Annotated in this window: 19 protein-coding genes; 8 read left to right on the forward strand and 11 right to left on the reverse strand. The window is 72.3% G+C overall.

What is annotated here, in order from left to right:
* Positions 1-124 precede the first annotated feature (124 nt).
* Entirely contained in the window at positions 125-1585 is a 1461-nt protein-coding gene (locus M3147_RS02340; protein ID WP_251201856.1) for an APC family permease, read from the reverse strand.
* 237 nt (positions 1586-1822) lie between these two features.
* Between M3147_RS02340 and M3147_RS02345 the strand changes: the two genes are divergently transcribed.
* Together M3147_RS02345 and M3147_RS02350 are read left to right on the forward strand one after the other, a co-directional pair.
* Positions 1823-2587 carry an SDR family NAD(P)-dependent oxidoreductase gene (locus M3147_RS02345; protein ID WP_251201857.1) on the forward strand — a complete coding sequence of 255 codons (765 nt, stop codon included), beginning with the start codon at positions 1823-1825 and terminating at the stop codon, positions 2585-2587.
* 60 nt (positions 2588-2647) lie between these two features.
* Positions 2648-3463 carry an SDR family NAD(P)-dependent oxidoreductase gene (locus tag M3147_RS02350; protein ID WP_251201858.1) on the forward strand — a complete coding sequence of 272 codons (816 nt, stop codon included), beginning with the start codon at positions 2648-2650 and terminating at the stop codon, positions 3461-3463.
* Between the two features lie 84 nt (positions 3464-3547).
* Here the strand turns inward: M3147_RS02350 and M3147_RS02355 are convergent, their stop codons facing one another.
* The 7 genes from M3147_RS02355 to M3147_RS02385 form a co-directional block, all read right to left on the reverse strand.
* Positions 3548-4249, reverse strand: a complete 702-nt coding sequence (locus tag M3147_RS02355; RefSeq protein WP_251201859.1) for an ABC transporter ATP-binding protein — start codon at positions 4247-4249, stop codon at positions 3548-3550.
* The gene (locus M3147_RS02360) at positions 4246-6045 is read right to left on the reverse strand and encodes a branched-chain amino acid ABC transporter ATP-binding protein/permease (protein WP_251201860.1); all 1800 of its coding nucleotides are present in this window, start codon (positions 6043-6045) and stop codon (positions 4246-4248) included. The genes M3147_RS02355 and M3147_RS02360 overlap by 4 nt, the downstream gene beginning before the upstream one ends.
* A complete protein-coding gene (locus tag M3147_RS02365) occupies positions 6032-6892 on the reverse strand; it encodes a branched-chain amino acid ABC transporter permease (RefSeq protein ID WP_251201861.1) in 861 nt (286 codons plus the stop codon). Before M3147_RS02365 ends, M3147_RS02360 begins: the two co-directional genes overlap by 14 nt.
* 88 nt (positions 6893-6980) lie before the next feature.
* Positions 6981-8165: an ABC transporter substrate-binding protein gene (locus tag M3147_RS02370; RefSeq protein WP_251201862.1), complete on the reverse strand. Its 1185-nt coding sequence runs from the start codon at positions 8163-8165 to the stop codon at positions 6981-6983.
* A gap of 222 nt (positions 8166-8387) precedes the next feature.
* Complete coding sequence (locus tag M3147_RS02375) at positions 8388-8780, reverse strand: nuclear transport factor 2 family protein (RefSeq protein ID WP_251202137.1); 393 nt, start codon at positions 8778-8780, stop codon at positions 8388-8390.
* Between the two features lie 5 nt (positions 8781-8785).
* Positions 8786-9595 carry a MoaF C-terminal domain-containing protein gene (locus M3147_RS02380; RefSeq protein WP_251201863.1) on the reverse strand — a complete coding sequence of 270 codons (810 nt, stop codon included), beginning with the start codon at positions 9593-9595 and terminating at the stop codon, positions 8786-8788.
* Positions 9596-9828: 233 nt separating this feature from the next.
* Positions 9829-10788: a helix-turn-helix domain-containing protein gene (locus M3147_RS02385; protein ID WP_251201864.1), complete on the reverse strand. Its 960-nt coding sequence runs from the start codon at positions 10786-10788 to the stop codon at positions 9829-9831.
* A 186-nt stretch (positions 10789-10974) separates the two neighbouring features.
* On the opposite strand from M3147_RS02385, the gene M3147_RS02390 reads away from it, so the two are divergent.
* The 4 genes from M3147_RS02390 (at position 10975) to M3147_RS02405 (ending at position 15266) form a co-directional block, all read left to right on the forward strand.
* Positions 10975-11514: a DUF5134 domain-containing protein gene (locus M3147_RS02390; RefSeq protein WP_251201865.1), complete on the forward strand. Its 540-nt coding sequence runs from the start codon at positions 10975-10977 to the stop codon at positions 11512-11514.
* Positions 11515-11705: 191 nt separating this feature from the next.
* Positions 11706-13202, forward strand: coding sequence for a glyceraldehyde-3-phosphate dehydrogenase (locus tag M3147_RS02395; RefSeq protein WP_308201034.1), 1497 nt, complete (start codon positions 11706-11708; stop codon positions 13200-13202).
* 26 nt (positions 13203-13228) lie between these two features.
* Positions 13229-14410 (forward strand): thiolase family protein, encoded by a 1182-nt coding sequence (locus M3147_RS02400; protein WP_251201866.1) that lies wholly within the window; start codon positions 13229-13231, stop codon positions 14408-14410.
* Between the two features lie 67 nt (positions 14411-14477).
* Entirely contained in the window at positions 14478-15266 is a 789-nt protein-coding gene (locus M3147_RS02405) for an SDR family NAD(P)-dependent oxidoreductase (protein ID WP_251201867.1), read from the forward strand.
* Between the two features lie 73 nt (positions 15267-15339).
* Here M3147_RS02405 and M3147_RS02410 read toward each other — a convergent pair whose 3' ends face one another.
* The 3 genes from M3147_RS02410 to M3147_RS02420 form a co-directional block, all read right to left on the reverse strand.
* A complete protein-coding gene (locus tag M3147_RS02410) occupies positions 15340-16317 on the reverse strand; it encodes a permease prefix domain 1-containing protein (RefSeq protein WP_251201868.1) in 978 nt (325 codons plus the stop codon).
* A complete protein-coding gene (locus M3147_RS02415; RefSeq protein ID WP_251201869.1) occupies positions 16314-16652 on the reverse strand; it encodes a PadR family transcriptional regulator in 339 nt (112 codons plus the stop codon). The genes M3147_RS02410 and M3147_RS02415 overlap by 4 nt, the downstream gene beginning before the upstream one ends.
* Positions 16653-16734: 82 nt before the next feature.
* Positions 16735-17952, reverse strand: a complete 1218-nt coding sequence (locus tag M3147_RS02420) for a winged helix-turn-helix domain-containing protein (protein ID WP_251201870.1) — start codon at positions 17950-17952, stop codon at positions 16735-16737.
* A gap of 110 nt (positions 17953-18062) precedes the next feature.
* On the opposite strand from M3147_RS02420, the gene M3147_RS02425 reads away from it, so the two are divergent.
* The gene (locus M3147_RS02425; RefSeq protein ID WP_251201871.1) at positions 18063-19301 is read left to right on the forward strand and encodes an AI-2E family transporter; all 1239 of its coding nucleotides are present in this window, start codon (positions 18063-18065) and stop codon (positions 19299-19301) included.
* Entirely contained in the window at positions 19298-20536 is a 1239-nt protein-coding gene (ilvA, locus tag M3147_RS02430; protein WP_251201872.1) for a threonine ammonia-lyase, read from the forward strand. Before M3147_RS02425 ends, ilvA begins: the two co-directional genes overlap by 4 nt.
* Positions 20537-20586: the final 50 nt, after the last annotated feature.

Here is a 20586-nt window from a genome sequence, read left to right on the forward strand (position 1 = left end):
CGACCGTGCGCGGCAGCCCAGTCGAACCGCGTGGACCTTGCGTGCGAAGAGCGGGCGACCGTGCGCGGCAGCCCAGTCGAACCGCGTGGACCTTGCGTGCGAAGAGCGGGCGACCGTGCGTTCCTTACTCCACGACCTCGGTCGCGCGGGTGTGCACGTTGAACTTCTCGAGGTCGGTCTCGAGGCCGGCGTACACCTCGGGCTTCTGCCGCTTGAGGTACGACCCGTAGCCGATCCCGCCGATCACGGCCGCGGCGAGCAGCAGCGGCAGCAGGCGGATCCACAGCTCCTGGGAGCCCGCGACGACGTCGAAGTTCCAGATCGCCAGCAGCGAGATCGCGGCGATGCCGAGGAAGCCGATGCCCGGGGCGATGAGCGTCGACCAGAGCCGACGGTCGCGCTGCCGGCGGAACGCGACCACGATCGAGAGCGCCGCGAGCCCCTGCAGGATGAGCACGCTGAGCGTGCCGAAGCCGAGCATCGCCGGCACGAGGGTCAGGATCGGGTCGGCGCCGGCCAGGAAGAAGATGATCGCCATGATCGCGGCGAACGACGCCTGCACGAGCCCGGCGACCTTCGGCGTGCCGTTCGCGCCGGTGCGGGCGAGGGCGTGCGGCAGCACCCGGGCGCGGCCGAGCGAGAAGAGGTAGCGGGTCGCGGAATTGTGGAAGGCGAGCATCGCGGCGAAGAGGCTGACGAGCAGCAGGATCATCATCACGGTCGTGAGCGGCCCGCCGAGGTACTGCTGCGAGAGCGAGAAGATGAGGTCGCCGGTCGGCAGGTGGTCGATCGCGGTCTGCTGCGCCTGGGCGACGCCCGTCGCGCTCACGACGGCCCAGGTGGTGACGCCGAGGATGATGCCGATCGCGGTGATCGCGATGTACGTGGCGCGCGGGATGGTGCGCAGCGGGGTCTTCGCCTCCTCGCTGAAGAGCGCGGTCGCCTCGAAGCCGAGGAAGCCGGTCGCGGCGAGCAGCAGGCCGATCGGCAGCGAGCCGGAGAGCACCCACTCGGGGCTGAACGCGGCGACGTCGTAGCCGGTCTGCACGAGCACCGAGATGTCGAACACGACGAGCATGAGCACCTCGAGCACGAGGCAGACGCCGAGGATCTTCGAGGAGAAGTCCACGCCGATGCGGGCCAGCACGTAGCAGACGACGATCGACGCGAGGCCCCAGACCAGCCAGTGGATGTTCACCCCGGTGAGGTCGGCGATGATCGTCTGCATGAAGAAGCCGCTCGTGCCGATCGTGCCGACGACGAAGAAGTTGTAGCCGAGCGTCGCGATGAGGCCGGCGACGAGCCCGCCGGTGCGCCCGAGGCCCTTCACCACGAAGGCGTAGAAGCCGCCGGCGTTCACGAGCTGCTTCGACATCTGCCCGTAGCCGATCGCGAAGAGCAGCAGGACGATCGCGACGATGAAGAACGATGCGGGGGTGCCGCCGCCGTTGCCGAGCGCGATCGCGAGCGACGCGACCACGATGATGCCGGTGAGCGGCGCCACTGCCGCGAGCACGAGGAAGACGATGCCGGCGACGCCGAGGGCGTTGCGCCGGAGTTCATTGGGGGCGGAGTGTTCGCTCACTGCGTGGTCCTTCGATCTCGGGAACTGGGGTGCAGCTCTGGGGGTAGCAAGGATTCTGGCGGTGGAGCGGATGCCTCGGCTTGACGCGGAGCGAACGGCAGTGGTGTCCCAGCGCACGGTCGCGCGGCGCGTCTGCCGGGCGGTCGCCCGGGCGGTGCAGGATGGCGGATGCCGGCGGGTGCCGATCAGGGGGCGCCCGCCGGCGCACCACCGAACGACGGCAGAGAGGCCAGCCGGATGAGACTCGGACTCGAGCGACGCCCGGCGCTCGTCACGGGCGCGGCGAGCGGCATCGGCGCCGCCGTCGTGGCGCGGCTCCTCGACGAGGGAGCCCGGGTGGCGGCCGTCGATCGCGACGCCGAGCGCCTGCACGCGAGGTGGGCGGATGCCGCGGGCGTCGTCGCCATCACCGCCGATGTCGCCGACGAGGCATCCGTCGTCCGTACCGTCGAGCGGGCGGTGACCGAGCTTGGCGGCCTCGCCGTCGTCGTCGGCTGCGCCGGGATCTCCGGCCCCGTCGGCACGAGTCTCGACGAGACCCCGCTCGCCGACTGGCAGGCCGTCTTCGCCGTGAACGTCACCGGCTCGTTCCTGCTGCTGAAGCACACCGCCGCCGCCCTGCGCGCCGACGCCGCCCGCTCTGGCGACGCCGCCGTCGTGCTGCTCGCGAGCGACTCCGCCCTCGTCGCCGCCCCCGGCATGGCGCCGTACTGCGCCTCGAAGGCGGCCGTCGTGCAGCTGGCCCGCGCCGCCTCCGTCGAGGCGGCCGGCACGGGCGTCCGCGTGAACACCGTGTGCCCCTCCGTCGTGGATACCCCGATGAGCCGCGGCGACCTCGGCCTCGAGGAGCGCGGTTTCGATGGCCTCGACTACCCCGTGCAGCTCCCGGAGGAGGTCGCCGACGAGGTGCTCTTCCTCGCCTCCCCGCGGGCGCGCGCGATCACGGGCACCTCGCTCGTGAGCGACTTCGGCTACACCGCCCGCTCGGGCTTCCCGGCCTGAGGCTGGAACGGTACCGGGCCGGGCAGACCACACGACCGCAACGACAGGAAGGAGCCCGCCATGGGCTACGCGGGATCATCGACGGCGGGCAAGGTCGTCGTCATCACGGGCGGCGGCACCGGCATCGGCGCCGCCATCGCGGAGCGCTACGCCGCGGAGGGCGCGCACGTCGTCGTCGTCGGCCGCCGCCGCGAACCGCTCGAGCGCGTCGCGAACGCGATCGGCGCGCTCGCCGTCGAGGCCGACGCCGCCGACGCCGAGTCGGCGAAGCGCGCGGTCGCCGAGGTGCTCGCCCGGCACGGCCGCCTCGACGTGCTCGTCGCGAACGCCGGCGGCCACGGCTTCGCCGCCGTCGGCGACACCGACGACGCCGCCTGGGAGGCCGCGATGCGGGCGAACCTCACGACCGCCTTCGTGATGGCCAGGGAGAGCCTGCCCGCCCTCATCGAGTCGAAGGGGCAGATCGTCGTCATCTCCTCGCTCGCGGGACTCTTCGCCGGGCCGTCCGTCGCCGGGTACACCGTCGGCAAGCACGCCCTCATCGGCCTGACCCGCACGCTTGCGCGCGACTACGGGCGGCACGGCGTGCGGGTGAACGCCGTCTGCCCCGGCTGGGTGCAGACCCCCATGGCCGACGAGGAGATGGACGAGTTCGCCAGGCACGCCGGTTTCGACGGCGGGCGCGAGGCCGGCTACGCCGCGGTCACCGCCGACGTGCCGCTGCGCCGGGCCGCCGCCCCCGCGGAGATCGCCTCGATCGTGCGCTTCCTCGGCTCGGGGGAGTCCTCATACATGACCGGCTCCGTGATCGTCGCGGACGGCGGCGCGCACGTCGTCGACCTGCCGACGATCGCCTTCGAGCACGCCGGCATGTGACGCGCCCCGCGTCTGACGCCAGAACCCGAGTTGCCCGACTTTCATGAAAGTCGGGCAACTCCGGTTCTTCGGCGGGGTTCTCGCTCAGGCGGGGGCGCCGCCGAGGTAGGCGCGGTGCAGCAGGCTCGCGTCCTCGCGGAGCGTCGCGGCCGGGCCCTGGAAGCTCACCTGGCCGCTCGCGACGACGAGCGCCTCGCTGGCGAGGCCGAGCGCGAGGTGCGTGAACTGCTCGACGAGGAGCACCCCGACGCCCTGCTCGGCGATCTCCGACACGATCGGCAGCAGCCGCATGAACACCACGGGCGCGAGCCCGAGCGACATCTCGTCGATGAGCAGGAACCGCGGCCTGGCGGCGAAGGCCCTGGCGAGCACCACCATCTGCTGCTCGCCGCCGGAGAGCAGCGCGGTTGGCGCGTCGATGCGCTTCTCGAGCTCGGGGAATCGGGCGAGCGCCGCGTCGACCTCGGCCGGGGTGCGCGCGGTGAGGGAGAGGTTCTCCCGCACCGTCAGTGAGGGGAACACCGCCCGCCCCTGCTCGATGTGCACGATGCCCTGCTTCGCGCGGGCGACCCGGGACAGCCGCTCGATCGGCGTGCCGTCGAGGCGGATCGTGCCCGCCGAAATCGGCGCGACCCCCGAGATGCCGTCGAGCAGGCTCGTCTTGCCGGCACCGTTGGGGCCCACGAGGGCGGTCACCCGCCCCTGCTCGAGTGTGAAGGACACGCCCTGGATGACGGGACCCGCGCCGCGGCTCACCGCGACGTCGTCGATGATCAACGCACTCACAGCATCTCCGTCTCACCCATGTACGCCTTGATGACCGCGGGGTCCGCGAGCACCTCGTCCTGCGGTCCGCTCGCGAGCACCCGGCCGAAGTCGAGCACGGTGAGCGTCGAGCAGACCGTGCGCACGAGGTCGAGGTCGTGCTCGATGAGCACGATCGCCATGCCGTACCGGGCGGGCACTTCGCGCAGGCGCGCGCCGAGCTCCAGGTGCTCCTCGTGGGAGAGCCCGGCGGCGGGTTCGTCGAGCAGCAGCACCCGCGGCCTCGCGAGCACGTTCGCGGCGACCTCGACGAGGCGCCGGGTGCCGACGTCGACGCCCGCGAGCCGGGTGCGCGCGGGCGGGCAGCCGAAGAAGTCGAGCACCTCGGCCACCTCCTCCGCGGTGACGCGGCGGCGCGCGACGAAGCGCACGTAGGCGTCGACGGTCAGGGCGGGCGGCACGCGGTCCTGCTGGAACGTGCGGCGCAGGCCGAGCCGGGCCCGCTTCGTCGGGGACATCCGCCCGAGCGTCGTGCCGCCGAGCCGCACGGCCCCGCTCGCCTGGGGCAGGAAGCCGGAGATCGCGTCGACGAACGTCGACTTGCCCGCGCCGTTCGGGCCGATGAGCCCCATCACGCTGCCGGCCGGCACTTCGAGGCTCACCTCGTCGAGCGCCTTCAGGGCGCCGAAGCGCACGGTGAGGCCCGTCACGGAGAGCGCGGGCTCGCCGCTCGCGGGGCGAGGAGCGGATGTCGGGAGGGTGGGAACGGATGCCTCGACCGGGGGCTCCACCACGGCCGGATGCGCCGCGGCATCCGCCTTCGCCGCCTCCCGTGCCGCCGCGGCGCGGCGGTCCGCGCGCTTCCACCAGAGGTTGCGGATGCCCTGACCGAGGTTCGTGCCGCTCGTGAGGGCCTGCACGCCGAGGGCGCCGAAGATCACGAAGCCCCAGTCCTGCGGCACGCCCCAGCGCTTCAGCAGCTCGGGCACGAGCACCCACAGGATGCCGCCGAAGATCGCCATGTCGATGAGGTACGCGCCGCTCATCACCGCGAGCACGTAGAGCGCGAGCGACTGCAGCGGCGTGAAACTCGACGCGAACGGCAGCTGCACCTGACCGGCGAGGAGGCCGCCCGAGATGCCGCCGAGCGCCGCGGAGACCGCGAAGGCGGTGAGCTTCGCCTGCTGCACGCTCTGGCCGACCGAGGCGGTGCCGCGTTCGCTGAACGCGACGGCCTTCCAGCTCGATCCCCAGCGCCCGCGCTGCAGCCAGAACACCACGAGTCCGCAGACCGCGAGCACGATGATGCTGAAGAAGAAGTAGCCGCGGTCGGTCGAGAAGCCCTCCGGTCGCAGCACGGGGATGCCGTCCTTCGAGCCGGGGAACTGGATCTGCAGCAGCGTCACGTCGAACGCCGCGGCGAAGCCGAGTGTCACGACGGCGAGGTTCACCCCGCGCAGGCGCAGCGCGGGCAGGCCGACGAGGATTCCGACGACGCCCGCGGCGAGCCCGCCGGCGATCAGCCAGACCACGAATCCGCCGGGCACCTCGAGCACGTTGAACAGCGAGACCACCCAGGCGCCCACCGCGGCGAAGGTGAGCTGGCAGAGCGCGATCATGCCGGCGGAGCCGGTGACGATGCCGAGGCCGAGGATCGCGATGGCCGCGGTCACGGCAGACACCGCGAGGAAGACGAAGTAGCCCGACAGTCCGATACTCAGGAGGTACCCGGCGACGACGCCCACGACGGCGACGCCGATCGGCCAGGCGAGGCGCAGGGCGCGGGAGCGGGCGAGGCCGGCGTCAGCGTGCGGCATCCCACACCTCCTTCCGCTGCGTCCACAGCAGCAGCACGACGATGAACAGGAACGGCAGGAAGTTGCGGATGAGCGCGACCTCGTCGATCTGCGCGACGAGGCCGGAGAGCACGCCGAGCACAAGTCCGCCGACGACGGCGAGGTCGAGCCGCTTGAAGCCGCCGAGCAGGGCGGCCGCCGCGGCGGGCACGATCAGCATCGCGAGGCTGATCGCGTCGTTCGACTGGGTCGGGGCGACGACGACGATCGCGATGGCGCTGATCACGCCGGTCACGACCCACACGGCGATCGAGAGGGGCTTCGACGGGATGCCGAGCAGCTCCGCCGTCGTCGGCCGTTCCGAGAGCGCGCGGAGCCTGGTGCCGATCGCGGTGCGGGTGAGCAGGATCCGCACCGCCACGGCGACGACGATCGCGAGCGACACGGTGACGAGTGTCACCTGGCTGATCACGACGCCGCCCAAGGTGAACGCCGGCCCGGAGATGATCGAGGCGAAGGGCTGCGGCTTGTTGCCGAACAGGATGAACGAGAGCGAGATGAGCAGCAGCAGCGGGCCGACGGTCATCGCCGAGCGGGTGGTCGTGTCGGCCTCGGACAGCCAGGTCGCGGCGATCCAGCCGATGACCCCCGAGAGCACCCCGGCGAGCAGCACGCCGAGCACCGAGCCGAGCCAGATCGGCAGGCCGGTCTCGGTGACGAGCCAGACGGCCACGAAGCCGCCGAACATGCCGGTCGCGGCCTGCGAGAAGTTGACGACGCGGACGAGCCGCGACATGAGGGTGAGGCACACGGCGAGCACCGCGTACAGTCCGCCGGCGGCGAGTCCGGCGAGCGCGCCCTGCAGCATGGCGTGCTCCTTCCTTGCGGGGTTCGGGGAGGGGCGGGGGAGCGAACGGCGGGACCGGCCGGGGGGAGGGCCGGTCCCGGCGCTCGGCTCACTCCGGGATCACGATCCAGTCGTCCCCGTTGGACTCCCACGCGTTCGTGCCGCTCAGCAGCTTGATGGGCCAGCCCGCGGTGTTGTCGTGGTGCGCGTCGGCGGTGCCGAACACCCACGGCGTGCCGACCATGGGGTTCTCGATCGGCTTCATGTCGTGCAGCGCCTTCGTCACCGTCTCGCGGGTGATGTCACCGTCCATGCCCTCGAGCACCTCGATGAAGTACTTCGCCGCGAGGAAGCCGCCCTGGCTGAACGAGGTGAGCGGGATGTCGTTCGCCTCCATCAGCTCGCGCCACTCCTGGTTGACGTCGCTCTCGGCGTCGGTGAAGGGGTAGAACTCGGCGGGCACGTAGACGCCCGCGCCGACGTCGGAGACGGCCTTCGCGAAGTTCTCGCTGTAGACGCTCGTGAGGTAGAGCCAGGTCACGTCGTCCCAGCCCTGGGCGGCGGCGGCCTTCACCTGGCCGATCGCGTCGGGCTCGACGGGGTTCACGGCCACGGCCTTGCAGCCCGCGTCCTTCGCCTTGACGATGTACGGCGTGTAGTCCGAGGCGCCGTACGGCACGGTGTCGTCGACGTAGATCGGCTCCTTGCCGGTGACCTCGGTCCAGCGATCGATGGCGGCCTGGTAGGTCGGCCGGGTCGATCCGGCGATCTCGAGCAGCACGCAGATGTCGTCGAGGCCGAGCACCTCGGAGCCGTAGTAGAGCGTCAGCGTCATGTCGTTGAAGGGGCCGACGTTCGCGGGCGCGATGTTCGGGGTCGAGAAGCAGCCGGTGTCGACGCCGATGCCGGGGATCGAGAGGATCTGCTCCTGCTCGTAGTACTGGGCGTTGATCTCGCACTCGATGAGGCTCGCGGAGCCGACCATGGCGACGGCCTCGTCGCTGCCGACGATCTCGCGCGCAGCGGCGGACGCGCTCGCCGGGTCGCCCTTGTCGTCGAGGGACTTGTACTCGATCTTCCGTCCGTCGAGCCCGCCGGCCTCGTTGAAGGCGTCGAAGACCGCGGCGGCCGCGAGGCTCGCCTCGGGGAAGGTCGCCGGGCCGCTCTTGGTGTTGACGGAGCCGACGACGATGGGCGAGCCGCTGCCGCCGCCGTCATCGCCGCCGGCGCAGCCGGCGAGCACGAGCGCGGTCGCGGTGGCGAGCGCCGCCGCGCCGAGGAGGTGATGCTTCATTGGATCCTGCCTCTCGATGGCCGCGGCAGTGGACCGCGGCATCCGTCGTCGATCCGGGCACGGAGCGACGTTGGTGCGTGGCTTGCAGTCTCCAGCGGCGCCCGGCGCGCTGGAATGCCGTGCAGCGCACGACGCTTGCCTGAGCGGGAAGACGCGTACGCCGCGTGCCGGCCTGGCTCGCCCCGCACGGATCGGGCCACCCGGCTGCGGGGGGTCGCCCGCTCAGGCGGGGCGGATGGCCCGGTTCACGAGCTCGGTGTCGGTGAACTGCTCGAAGCCGGTCACCCGGCCGTCCTCCAGTCGCCAGACGTGCGCGACGCGGGCGACGAAGAAGCGACCCGTCTCGCGGTAGGTGCCCGAGTAGGTGCCGATGCCGACGACGGTCGCACCGCCGTCGACGAGCTCGTCGATCGTGAGCGTGTAGTCGTCCCACTCGGCCTGGATGCGCTCGAACACGTGCTCGGCGACCGCGTGCGGGCCGACGTAGGTGCCGGCGTACGGGAAGCCCGCGGCCTCCGTCCAGCGAACGGAGTCCGCGAGCGGCGCGAGCATGCCCGCGAGGTCCCCGGCGTCGGAGGCCGCGTAGTGCGCCCGGATGATCTCCGCGTTGCCCATCCCGGTCACACCGGCTGCGCGTCGGGGTAGGCGACCGAGCCGAGCGGGTAGATGTGCCCGCCGGCCTTGGAGTGCTCGCTGCGGCCGTCACCCGTGAGGCCGAGGAAGTTGCCCGTCGTCATGAGCTGGTAGCCGAGGTCGTGCAGCCACACGCTCGCGACGGCGATCCGGAACTCGCGGAAGCAGAACAGGTACAGCCCGTCGTCGAGCTTCCAGACGGTCGAGAGGTCCATGTCGCCGTGGCCGCGCTGCACGCCCTCGAGGCACTGCCACGCGTAGCGCAGGCTCGACACGTAGACGTGCTCGTAGAGATGCTCGGGGCTGTAGCGGTAGACGTTGCGCTTGCCGATGAGGTCGCGGCTCGGGCCGGGGACCTCGCCGCTCGGCTCGGCGCCGTCGATCGTCGCGGCCCAGAACGACTGGCCGACCCGGGGCACGTCGTCCGGCGTCTCGTCGTCGGCGATGCGGCTCAGCACGACGATCGCGCGGCCCGTCGGCGCGGAGAGCACGACCGTGAGCGACTCGCGCGCTCGGCTTTCGAGGGGGAGGGTCACGAAGTGCACGCCCGCGCGCACCTCGACCGCGTCGTACGGGTCGACGGCGGGGGCATCCTGGTCGAGGGCGCCGCCGCCGGTCCAGCGCACGGTGCCGTCGTCGAAGGCGAGCTCGAGGCGGCTCCCGTCGTCGAGCGAGAGCCCGACGCGGCGGCCGGCGAGCGAGCCGCTCGGCAGTCGGTACGTGTCGATGCCCGCCGCGAACTCGTCGTAGCTGTGCCAGTCCTCTTCGCCCTTCACCGGGGCGGTGGTGTCGCTCATGCTGCGTCCTTCCGGTCGTCGTTCGAGCCATGCTCGGACGCGGCCGGCGGGGCCTCAAGGGGACCCGATGGATCGTGCCGGGGCGGTCAACCCGCATGCCGCCCGCGGCAAGCGGCCGGCACCCTGACCCCGAACCAGGGTTGCCCAACTTTCATGAAAGTTGGGCAACCCTGGGGAGGTGCGGCGGCTGGGCGGCCGGAGGCGGGAGCCCGAGCCCGAGCCCGGGGGACGGCTCAGCGGGCGCGGAGCTCGCTCGGCGCGTGCCCGTAGGCGGCCTTGAACGCGCGGCTGAAGTGCGCGGCGTCGACGAAGCCCCAGCGCGCCGCGATCGCCGCGACGGGGCGGTCGGCGTAGAGCGGGTTCATCAGGTCGCGGCGGCAGCGCTCGAGCCGCCGCGTGCGGATCCACGTCGACACGGTGGTGCCCTGCGACTGGAAGAGCCCGTGCAGGTGCCGGGTGGAGATGTAGTGCGCGGCCGCGATGGAGGCGGGCCCGAGCTCGGTCGAGGCGAGGTTCTCGTCGATGTACGCGCGGATGCGCTGCATGAGCGCCTGGTGCGGGTCGCCGCCCTCGCGGTCGAGGTCGAGCTCACGGGCGAACACGGTCGTCACGAGGTCGAGGGCGCTGTGGGTGAGCCGGACGCCGGCCGAGCCGTGCAGCTGTTCGAGGTTGCCGGCGAGCTGCGTGAGGTACGGCACCACGAGCGCGCCGAGCCCCTCGTCGCCCGCCATGCGGACGGCGGTCAGCTGCCCGACGACCTCCGAGGGGAGGTCGATCAGGTGCTTCGGGAACATCACGACCATGGTGCGGAATTCAGCGTCGAAGACGAGCGAGTAGGGCCGGTTGGTGTCGTAGACGGCGAGGTCGCCCGGGCGCAGCACCGCCTCGCGGTTGTCCTGGATGAGGATGCCGGAGCCGGCGAGCATGAGGCTGAGCTTGAACGAACCGCGGTCGCCGCGGGCGATGAGCTCGGGGGTGCGCTCGACGACGTGGTCGGTCGCCCGGACTTCGCTCACGTGCACCTCGTCGACGTTCGCCGCGCGGATGATGCCGCGGAACGGGTCGGGGTGCTCGCTCGTCACCTGCAGCGGCACGAAGGCGTCGCTCACGGCGGTGCGGAAGGCGGAGAAATCACGCGCGAGGATGGTCGAGACGGGGCCTTGCTCGGGACGAGCGGCGGGGGAGCTGTGCACGGGTTCACCTCGATGTGCTCGGAACGCGACTGCGTTGTATACGATCCGTAGCGGCGAGCTTAGCAGGCCGCCGCGGGCGCGGCACCCGCCCCGGAACGGGGCACTCCCGGCGTCGCTGCACTCCCGGTCAAGCCCGCTGCGCCCGCGGCACTGCGCCCGCGGTCCGGCGCTCGCTAGCGTCGGAACGTGCTCGCCCCCGTCCTCATCGCCGCCGCCCTCGGGCTCACGGCGGCGTCCGGCGTCTGCGCGGGCCTCGCCGTCGTGCGCCGCGCCGCGCCGAAGCGGGTCGTGCCCGCCGCGATCGTGATGGCGGTCTCCGCGGTGGACATGCTGCTGCCCGGCACCGTGCTCGCTCCGGTCGCGTGGGGCGCGCTCCTGCTGCTCCTCGCACTCGGCCTGCTGCTCGGTCGCACCGCCCCGGCAGCCCGTCGCGAGCTCGCCTGGCACGCCGGCTCGACCCTCGTGATGGCGGCGATGTGGTTCGGGATGGCGGTGCCCGGCGCGGCCGCCATCACCGATCCGGGCGGGGCGGCCCACGGCGGACACGGCGGGCACGGCGGCCCGATGCTCGGGGTGCTCCTCCTCCTCGCGGCGCTCGCGCTCGCCGTGGCGGCGTTCCGGCACCTCCCGCGGGCCCGTCGTCAGGAGGCGGGCATCGCGGCGTGGCGGCATCCGCTGATGGCCGTCGCGATGCTGGCCATGCTCGCGGCCATGCCCGCCTGGTGAACGGATGGCCTGTCCGCTGCCGCGCGCGGCGCGAACTGAGCGACGCTCGCCGCACGGTACACTGAGGGCGGGCCGAGGTGCCGCCGCGTCCAGTCCTTCCCACTCCGCGGGTCCGTACAATCCCAGACACCCCGTATTCGAGTGCGGTCGACGCTGCCCACCTGTGCGCGCGCGACCGAGAAGGACGCAACGTGAGCCACGAGTTCGAAGCCCGACGTCAGGACTGGATCGCCCGAGAGGAGCTCGCCGAGCGGATGATCCCGCTCATCGGCGGCCTCTACCGAGACCACGGAGTGGTCACGAGCATCCACGGCCGGCGGCTCATCAACCGCTCGGCCGTCGAACTGCTGAAGGCGCACCGCTTCGCCCGCCAGGCCGGCGACGTCGAGCTCGACCTCGAGGACACCATGCGCGTGCTCGAGGCGCTCCGCGACATCGCGCCCGGCCCGGCCTCGATCGACGTCGCCCGCCTCGTCACCCGCTACGCCGACGCCGCGGGCGAGCTCGACGACGCCGCCGCGCTCGCCGACTTCCTGCGCGCGGAGCTCGCGCCCGTGCTCGTCGACGTCGACGCCGCCCCGGCCGAAGGCACCGATGTCGTGCTCTACGGCTTCGGTCGCATCGGGCGCCTGCTCGCCCGCATCCTCATCGCGCACTCCGGCGGCGGCCAGGGCCTCCGCCTGCGCGCCATCGTCGTCCGCCGCGGCAGCGACAACGACCTCCAGAAGCGGGCCAGCCTGCTCCGTCGCGACTCGGTGCACGGCCCGTTCCAGGGCACGATCGAGGTCGACGAGGAGGCGAACACGATCCTCGCGAACGGCACGCTCATCCAGGTGATCTACTCCGACGACCCGGCATCGATCGACTACACCGCGTACGGCATCCGCGACGCGATCGTCGTCGACAACACCGGCCGTTGGCGCGACGAGGCCGGACTCGAGCAGCACCTGCGCTCGACGGGGGTCTCGCGCGTGCTCCTCACCGCCCCCGGCAAGGGCGCCATCAAGAACATCGTGCACGGCATCAACCACGAGGTGATCGAGCCGGGCGACCGCATCCTCTCCGCCGCCTCGTGCACCACGAACGCGATCACCCCGGTGCTCGCGGCGATCGACGAGGCGTACGGCGTCGTCCGCGGCCACGTCGAGACGGTGCACTCCTTCACGAACGACCAGAACCTCATCGACAACTTCCACAAGGGCGACCGTCGCGGCCGCTCCGCGGTGCTGAACATGGTCATCGCCGAGACGGGCGCCGCCAAGGCCGTGTCGAAGGCGCTGCCGCAGCTCGAGGGCAAGCTCACCGGCTCCGCGATCCGGGTGCCGACGCCGGACGTGTCGCTCGCCATCCTGAACCTGCAGCTCGAGCGGCCGACCGACAAGGCGACCCTGAACAGCTTCCTGCGGCAGACCTCGCTGACCTCGCCGCTGCGCCAGCAGATCGACTACATCGAGTCGCCCGAGGTCGTGTCGACCGACTTCGTCGGCTCGAACCGTGCGGGCATCGTCGACGGGCTCGCGACGATCGCCGACGGCACCGATGTCGTGCTGTACGTCTGGTACGACAACGAGTACGGCTACTCGTGCCAGGTGGTCCGCGTCATCGAGGCGATGGCGGGCAGTCACCCGGTCGTGCTCCCGGAGCGCGTGCCGGTGGTCGTCGAGCGCGAGATCGCTCCGGTCCCCTGAGCGGGTTCGCGACGTAGGCTGAGGGAATGAGCACCGAAGCCGTCATCGTCGACGTCGTGCGCACTCCGGTCGGGCGGGGCAAGCCCGGCGGGATGCTCTCGGCCGTGCATCCGGTCGACCTCCTCGCGGGGGTCCTCGACGCGATCGTCGGGCGCAACGATCTCGACCCCGCGCTCGTCGACGACGTCATCGCCGGCTGCGTGAGCCAGGTCGGCGAGCAGTCGATGAACCTCGCGCGCAGCGCGGTGCTGGCCGCGGGGTTCCCGGACACGGTGCCGGCGACCACGATCGACCGGCAGTGCGGGTCGAGCCAGCAGGCCGTCGCCTTCGCCGCGCAGGCGGTGCTCGCGGGGCAGGCCGAGATCGTCATCGCCTGCGGCGTGGAGTCGATGAGCCGGGTGCCGCTCGGCTCGTCTCTGCAGGGGGCCGACCCGCACGGCGAACGGCTGCGCGCCCGTTACCCGGAGGGCCTCGTCAACCAGGGCGTCGCCGCGGAGCTCATCGCGGTGCGCTGGGGCCTCGACCGGGATCGCCTGGACGCCTACGCGGCGCGTTCGCACGAGCTCGCAGCCGCGGCGGCCGAGTCCGGCGCCTTCGCCACGGAGCTCGTGCCGGTGCCGGGCGTCGACCGCCTGAGCGACGAGACCGTCCGACCGGGCACCACCGTCGAGGGGCTCGCCGGGCTGCCTGCGGCCTTCCGCACCGACGAGCTCGCCGCCCGCTTCCCCGAGCTCGACTGGCGCATCATCGCGGGCAGCTCTTCGCCGCTCAGCGACGGCGCCTCGGCCGCGCTCATCATGAGCCGGGCCGCGGCGGAACGGCTGGGTCTGCCACCGCGCGCCCGGTTCCACAGCTCGATCGTCGTCGGCAGCGATCCCATGACGATGCTCACCGGCGTCATCCCCGCCACGGCTCGCGTGCTCGAACGAGCGGGGCTCGGCCACGACGACATCGACGCCTACGAGGTCAACGAGGCGTTCGCCTCGGTGCCGCTCGCCTGGCTGGCGGACACCGGCGCCGACCCGGCGAAGCTCAACCCGCGCGGGGGAGCGATCGCGCTCGGGCACGCGCTCGGCTCCTCGGGCACGCGCCTGCTCACCACGCTCGTGAACCAGCTCGAGGCGAGCGGCGGCCGCTACGGGCTCCAGACGATGTGCGAGGGCGGCGGGATGGCGAACGCGATGATCATCGAGCGGACGGCGTCGTGAACGCCGACCGCGCCGGGCGGCGGGTCGCCGTCGCCCCATCGGCACACGACGAAGGGATTCTCCTGCAATGGAACTGACCGGCACCTCCGCCATCGTCACCGGAGCGGCTTCCGGCCTCGGCCGGGCGACCGCGCGCGCACTCGTCGACGGAGGCGCGTCCGTCGTGCTCGTCGATCTGCCCGGCCCCCGGGGTGAGGAGACCGCCGCCGAGCTCGGCGCCGCGGCGCAGTTCGTCGCCGCCGACGTCGCGGACGAGGCGCAGGTGCAGGCCGCGGTCGAGGCGGCGAGCGCGCTCGGCCCGCTGCGCGTGGCCGTGAACTGCGCCGGCATCGCCACCGGCAATCGCACGGTCGGTCGCGAGGGGCCGGCCCCCCTCGATGTCTTCGAGCGGACCATCCGCGTGAACCTCGTCGGCACCTTCAACGTGACCCGGCTCGCCGCCGCTGCGATGGCGCAGACCGAGCCGGCCACCGCGGGGGTCGAGGGCGGCCCGGCGACCCCGGAGCGCGGCGTGATCGTGAACACCGCCTCGGTCGCCGCCTTCGACGGGCAGATCGGGCAGGCCGCCTACTCGGCGTCGAAGGGCGGCGTCGCCGCCATGACGCTGCCGCTGGCCCGTGACCTCTCGAAGCTGCTCATCCGGGTCGTCACGATCGCCCCCGGCATCTTCGAGACGCCGATGATGGCGGGGATGCCGCAGGAGGTTCAGGACTCGCTCGGGGCCCAGGTGCCTCATCCCTCCCGGCTCGGCTCCCCGGCCGAGTACGCGGACCTGGTGCGCGCGATCGTGCGCAACCCGATGCTGAACGGCGAGACGATCCGACTCGACGGCGCCATCCGCATGCAGCCCAAGTAGCCGCTCGCTCCCCACAGCGACTTGCCCGACTTTCATGAAAGTCGGGCAAGTCGCTTGGAAGGGGCCGGACCGCTCAGGCGGCCGCGCGGCGTGCTCGGCCGGCCCGCCAGGTCTTCACGAAACCGTCGATGACGTCGGCGAGCGCCACGCCCACGATCGTCACGACCGTGACGGTCACCACGATGGGTCCGGCATCGCCCCAGGGCCAGCCCATCGCGTCGAGCGCCGCGGGGTTGACCAGCCGTCCCTCGACGAGCAGCCAGAGGGCGGGCACCGTGAACGCGACGTTCAGCAGCACGTTCACGACGGCGAGCCACCAGGTCCAGCCGAGCAGGAAGATCGCGACGGCGAAGAGGATCTCGAGCCCGATGATGCCGATGAAATAGGGCAGCCAGAAGCTCCACAGCGCGGGGTCGAGGAGCGGCACCGCTTCGAGCTGGGGCACCCAGGGGAGGCCGAACTGCTGCCAGACGAGGAACGCCGCGAACACGAGGAGGAAGAACACGGCGGCGATCAGCTCGGCGAGCCGGGAGGTGCGGGCCGGCTCGATGGTCGCGGGCAGCTGGTCGAGCGTCCACAACGAGTCGATGCCGCGTTTGCCCTCGGCGGTGGGGGTGCGCTCGAGCACGGCGAAGACGAGCGTCGTCCAGAACCCCAGGTGCACGACGACCGAGAGCGACACGACGACCGCCGAGCCGATCACGTCGCCGACGGGGGCTCCGGAGATCGCTTTGCCGAGGGCGACCCCGACGGCGGCGATCGGCACCACGAGCACGAGCAGCAGTTTCAACAGCCGCCACCAGGTGAGGTAGTAGCGCGGCCCGATGAGCTGCAGCGGGCGGTCGACGTATCCGGCGGCGAGCGCGACCGGATCGCCGAGCTCGGTGAGCACCGCGCGCTCGGCATCGTCGGGCGAGGCGCCCTGCTCGAGCAGTGCGTCGGTCTCGTCGCCGATGCGCTCGCGAAGCTCGCGCTCGAGGTCGCGCCGCTGGGCGTCGGGCACGCTACGGGCAGCCGCCCAGACGTAGCGGTCGGTCAGCGTGGCAGTCATGAGTCGTCTCCCGTCAGGCGCGCGAGCGCCGCGTCGATGAGTTTCCAGTCGCCGGTGAGCGCTTCAGCGAGACGCTCGCCCGCCGGGCTCGTGCGGTAGAACTTGCGGGGCCTCGCCTCGTCGGTGTTCCACTCGCTCGTGAGCAGCCCCTGCTTCTCGAGCCGCCGGAGCAGGGGATAGAGGGTGTTCGCGTCGACCGTGATACCGAGCGCGTTCAGCGATTCGAGCAGGGCGTAGCCGTAGTCGGCGGTGCGGAGGCGGATGAGGCAGGCGAGCACGACGGTGCCGCGACGCAGCTCCTGCAGGTGGCCGGCGGTGAGATCGTCTGTGCTCATGGCACACACAGTACTGTGCGTCACACACTATTGCAAGACGCACGATGACGTGTGGATGCCTCGAACGAGTCGGCCCAGCTGTTCAAGCCCGGCGGAGCGCCGCGGCGATCGCGGGGGAGAGCTCGCCACGCCCGGTCACCGCGACGTCGTCGAGCCCCTGCCAGGCCGCCGCGCGGCGCAGCACGGGCACCAGTCGTTCGGCCGCCTCGGCCGGGGCGCCGGGCTCCGCCCAGGCGGACTGCACTCGGAGCACGCCGGCCTGCCGGTCGCTCTTCAGATCGACGCGACCGACGAGGCGGTCGTCGACGAGGAGGGGCAGGCTGTAGTAGCCGAACACGCGCTGCGGCTCCGGTGTGTAGATCTCGATGCGGTAGTGGAAGTCGAAGAGGCGCTCGGTGCGGGGCCGGAACCACACCACGGGGTCGAAGGGCGACAGCAGGGCGGTCGCCTCGACCCGGCGCGGGCGGCGGGCGTCGCGGTGCAACCAGGTGGGCGTCGGCTTCGTGCCGGTGCGCCAGCCGGGCACCTCGACCGGCACCAGGACGCCCGCGTCGCGGAGCTCGTCGATCGCGCGTCGGACCGGCGCACGCTTCATGCGCCAGTAATCGGCGAGGTCGGCCTCGGTCGCGATGCCCAGAGCGGATGCCGCGAGCGCGACGAGCTCGCGCACCGCCTCGGGCTCGGGCGGCGCGGCGTCGAGCAGCTCGCCCGGCAGCGCCTGCTCGGGCAGCGCGTAGACGCGCTCGAAGCGCCGCCGCTCGACGCAGACGACGTCGCCCGTGCGGAACATCATCTCGAGGGTGCGCTTGACGTCGGACCAGCCCCACCACGGCCCGCGCCGCTCGTTCGCGTCGTGCTCGATCTCGCTCGCCCGCAGCGGGCCCTTGGCCGCGAGCTCGGACCGCAGCCAGCCGGCGAGGCCCCGGTCGTCGGCGACCCAGCCGCCCCAGTCCTCGCCGCGGTCGCGGTACTCCGCCCGACGGAACTCGAAGAGCGGCCAGAGCCGTCGCGGGATGAACGCGGCCTGGTGCGCCCAGTACTCGAGGGTGCGCCCGCGCCGGCCGTAAGTGAGTCGGTCGAGGGCCCCGCGGTCGTAGTGGCCGAGCCGGCTGAACGCCGGGAGGTAATGGCTGCGCTCGAAGACGTTGACGGAGTCGATCTGCAGCAGCCCGAGCCGGTCGACCACCCCGCCGACCGCCCGAGCACCGGCGGCCTCGGCGGGCTCGAAGACCGGCTTGCCGATGCCCTGGGCGGCGAGCGCGATGCGCCGGGCGAGGGCGGGGCTGACGGTATCGACCATGTGGCGGAGGCTATCGCCCGCCGCCGACATCCGCCTGCCGGCGCTGCGTCGGCCGGCCGGCACCGATCTCGCATGCCGGCTCCGGAATGGGCCGCATTTAGACTGGAGCGATGGAGGACTCGAAGGGGCGGGCTCGAGGCAGGTTCCGACGTCGGCCGAGGCCGGGTGAGGTCGAAGCGACGACGCAGGCGCCGCCGGACTGCCGTGAGGCGGACGACGGCGTGCCGTACGGCATGCGCCTCGCCGGCGCCTGGTCCTGGCGACTGCTCCTCGTCGGCGCCGTGATCGCGGTGGTGATCTTCCTCGTCATCCAGCTGAGGCTCATCGTCATCCCGCTGCTCGTCGCGGTGCTGCTCTCCGCGCTCCTCGTCCCCTTCAGTCAGTTCCTGCAGCGCCACCGGTGGCCGAAGTGGCTGTCGGTCGCCACCGCCATGGTCGCGATGCTCGCCGTCGTCGGCGGCCTGCTGACGCTCGGCATCTGGCAGATCGCGCGCGGCTCCGACGAGCTCGCCGCGCAGTCGCTGACCGCCTGGGAAGACCTCAAGGTCTGGCTCCTCGAGGGTCCGTTCCACATCACCGAGACGCAGCTGAACGACTGGGTCGGGCAGGCGCTGACCGCGATCCAGGAGGACTCCGGCGTGCTGTGGAGCGGCGCGCTCTCGGTCGGCTCGAGCTTCGGGCACTTCCTCGCCGGCATGCTGCTCGCCCTCTTCGCGACGCTGTTCATCCTCATCGACGGACGCGGCATCTGGAACTGGCTCGTCGGCATCTTCCCGCGCCGCGGGCGCGCCGCGATCGACGGGGCCGGCCGTTCCGGCTGGACCACGCTGCAGAACTTCGTGAAGGTGCAGATCCTCGTCGCGACGATCGACGCGGTCGGCATCGGCCTCGGCGCGCTGCTGCTCGGCGTGCCGCTCGCCATCCCGATCGCGGTGCTGGTCTTCCTCGGCTCGTTCATCCCCATCGTCGGCGCGGTGGCCACGGGCGCCCTCGCCGTCTTCGTCGCCCTCGTCTACAACGGCTGGGTGATCGCGCTCATCATGCTCGGCGTCGTGCTCCTCGTGCAGCAGGTCGAGGGGCACGTGCTCCAGCCGCTCATCATGGGCACGGCCGTCAAGGTGCACCCGCTCGGTGTCGTGATCGCCGTCGCGACGGGGTCCCTGCTCGCCGGCATCCCGGGCGCCCTCTTCGCGGTGCCGATCGCCGCGGTCGCGAACGTCATGATCGCGTACATCGCGAAGGGCGACTGGAAGCGCGGCAGTCCGCCCTCGGCCTCCGACGCGACCTCCCCCCTCTGGCGCACCGTCCCGCAGCGTCCCGGCTTCCAACGAGGAGAACCCACCCCGTGACCAACAGCTTCCCCGGCCCCGGGCTCGCCGACTTCGAGCGCGCCCGCGAGATCGTCGCCGGCGTCGCCCGCGAGACTCCGATGGAGTCCTCCCGCTACCTCGCCCGCGTCGTCGGCGTCCCCGTGCACCTGAAGTGCGAGAACCTGCAGCGCACCGGGTCCTACAAGCTCCGCGGCGCCTACCACCGCATCGCCAACCTGAGCCCGGAGGAGCGTGAGCGCGGCGTCGTCGCCTCGTCCGCCGGCAATCACGCGCAGGGCGTCGCGTTCGCCGCCCGCGAGCTCGGCATCAAGGCGACGATCTTCATGCCGGTCGGCGTCGCGCTGCCGAAGCTCGAGGCGACGCGCGCCTACGGGGCCGACGTCATGCTCGCCGGCGCGTCGTTCGGCGAGACCCAGCAGGCCTCGATCGAGTACGCCGAGCGCACCGGAGCCGTGCTCATCCCGCCGTTCGACCACCCGGACGTCGTCGCCGGGCAGGGCACGCTCGGCCTCGAGATCCTCGACCAGGTGCCCGACGCCGCGACGATCGTGGTGCCAATCGGTGGCGGCGGGCTCGCCGCGGGCATCGCGAGCGCCGCCAAGCAGCGCGCCGCGGCGGAGGGGCGCACCATCCGCGTCGTCGGCGTCCAGGCGGCGAACGCCGCGCCGTATCCCGTGTCGATCGAGGCGGGGGAGCCGATGCAGGTGCCCGTGCTGCCGACGATCGCCGACGGCATCGCCGTCTACCGCCCGGGCGAGCTGAACTTCCGCATCATCCGGGAGACGGTCGACGAGGTCGTCACCGTCGGCGAGGACGACATCGCGCGGGCCCTGCTGGTGCTGCTCGAGCGGGCGAAGCTCGTCGTCGAGCCGGCCGGCGCCGTCTCGGTGGCCGCGCTCATCACCGGCGCGGTGCAGTCCGACGGGCCCGTCGTCGCGATGCTCTCCGGCGGCAACATCGACCCGCTGCTCATGCAGCGCGTCATCTCGCACGGTCTCGCCGCTTCGGGCCGCTACCTGACGGTGCGCGTCGGCCTGCCGGACCGCCCCGGCCAGCTCCTCCGCATCGCGGAGCTTCTGGCCGGCTCGCACGCGAATGTCGTCGAGGTCCTGCACACTCGCCACGGCCGGGGCTTGCAGATCTCGGAGGTCGAGATCGACATCTCGGTGGAGACGCGCGGTCCCGAGCACCGCACCCAGGTGGTCGAGGTGCTCCGCAGCGCGGGCTACGCGCCCGTCGTCCTCGACGACTGACGAGGGTCGCCGCGCGCGACCGCCGCAGACGCAGGATGCCCCGGGCGATC

The sequence above is a fragment of the Agromyces mediolanus genome (genome assembly GCF_023715325.1).
GTDB lineage: Bacteria > Actinomycetota > Actinomycetes > Actinomycetales > Microbacteriaceae > Agromyces > Agromyces mediolanus_A.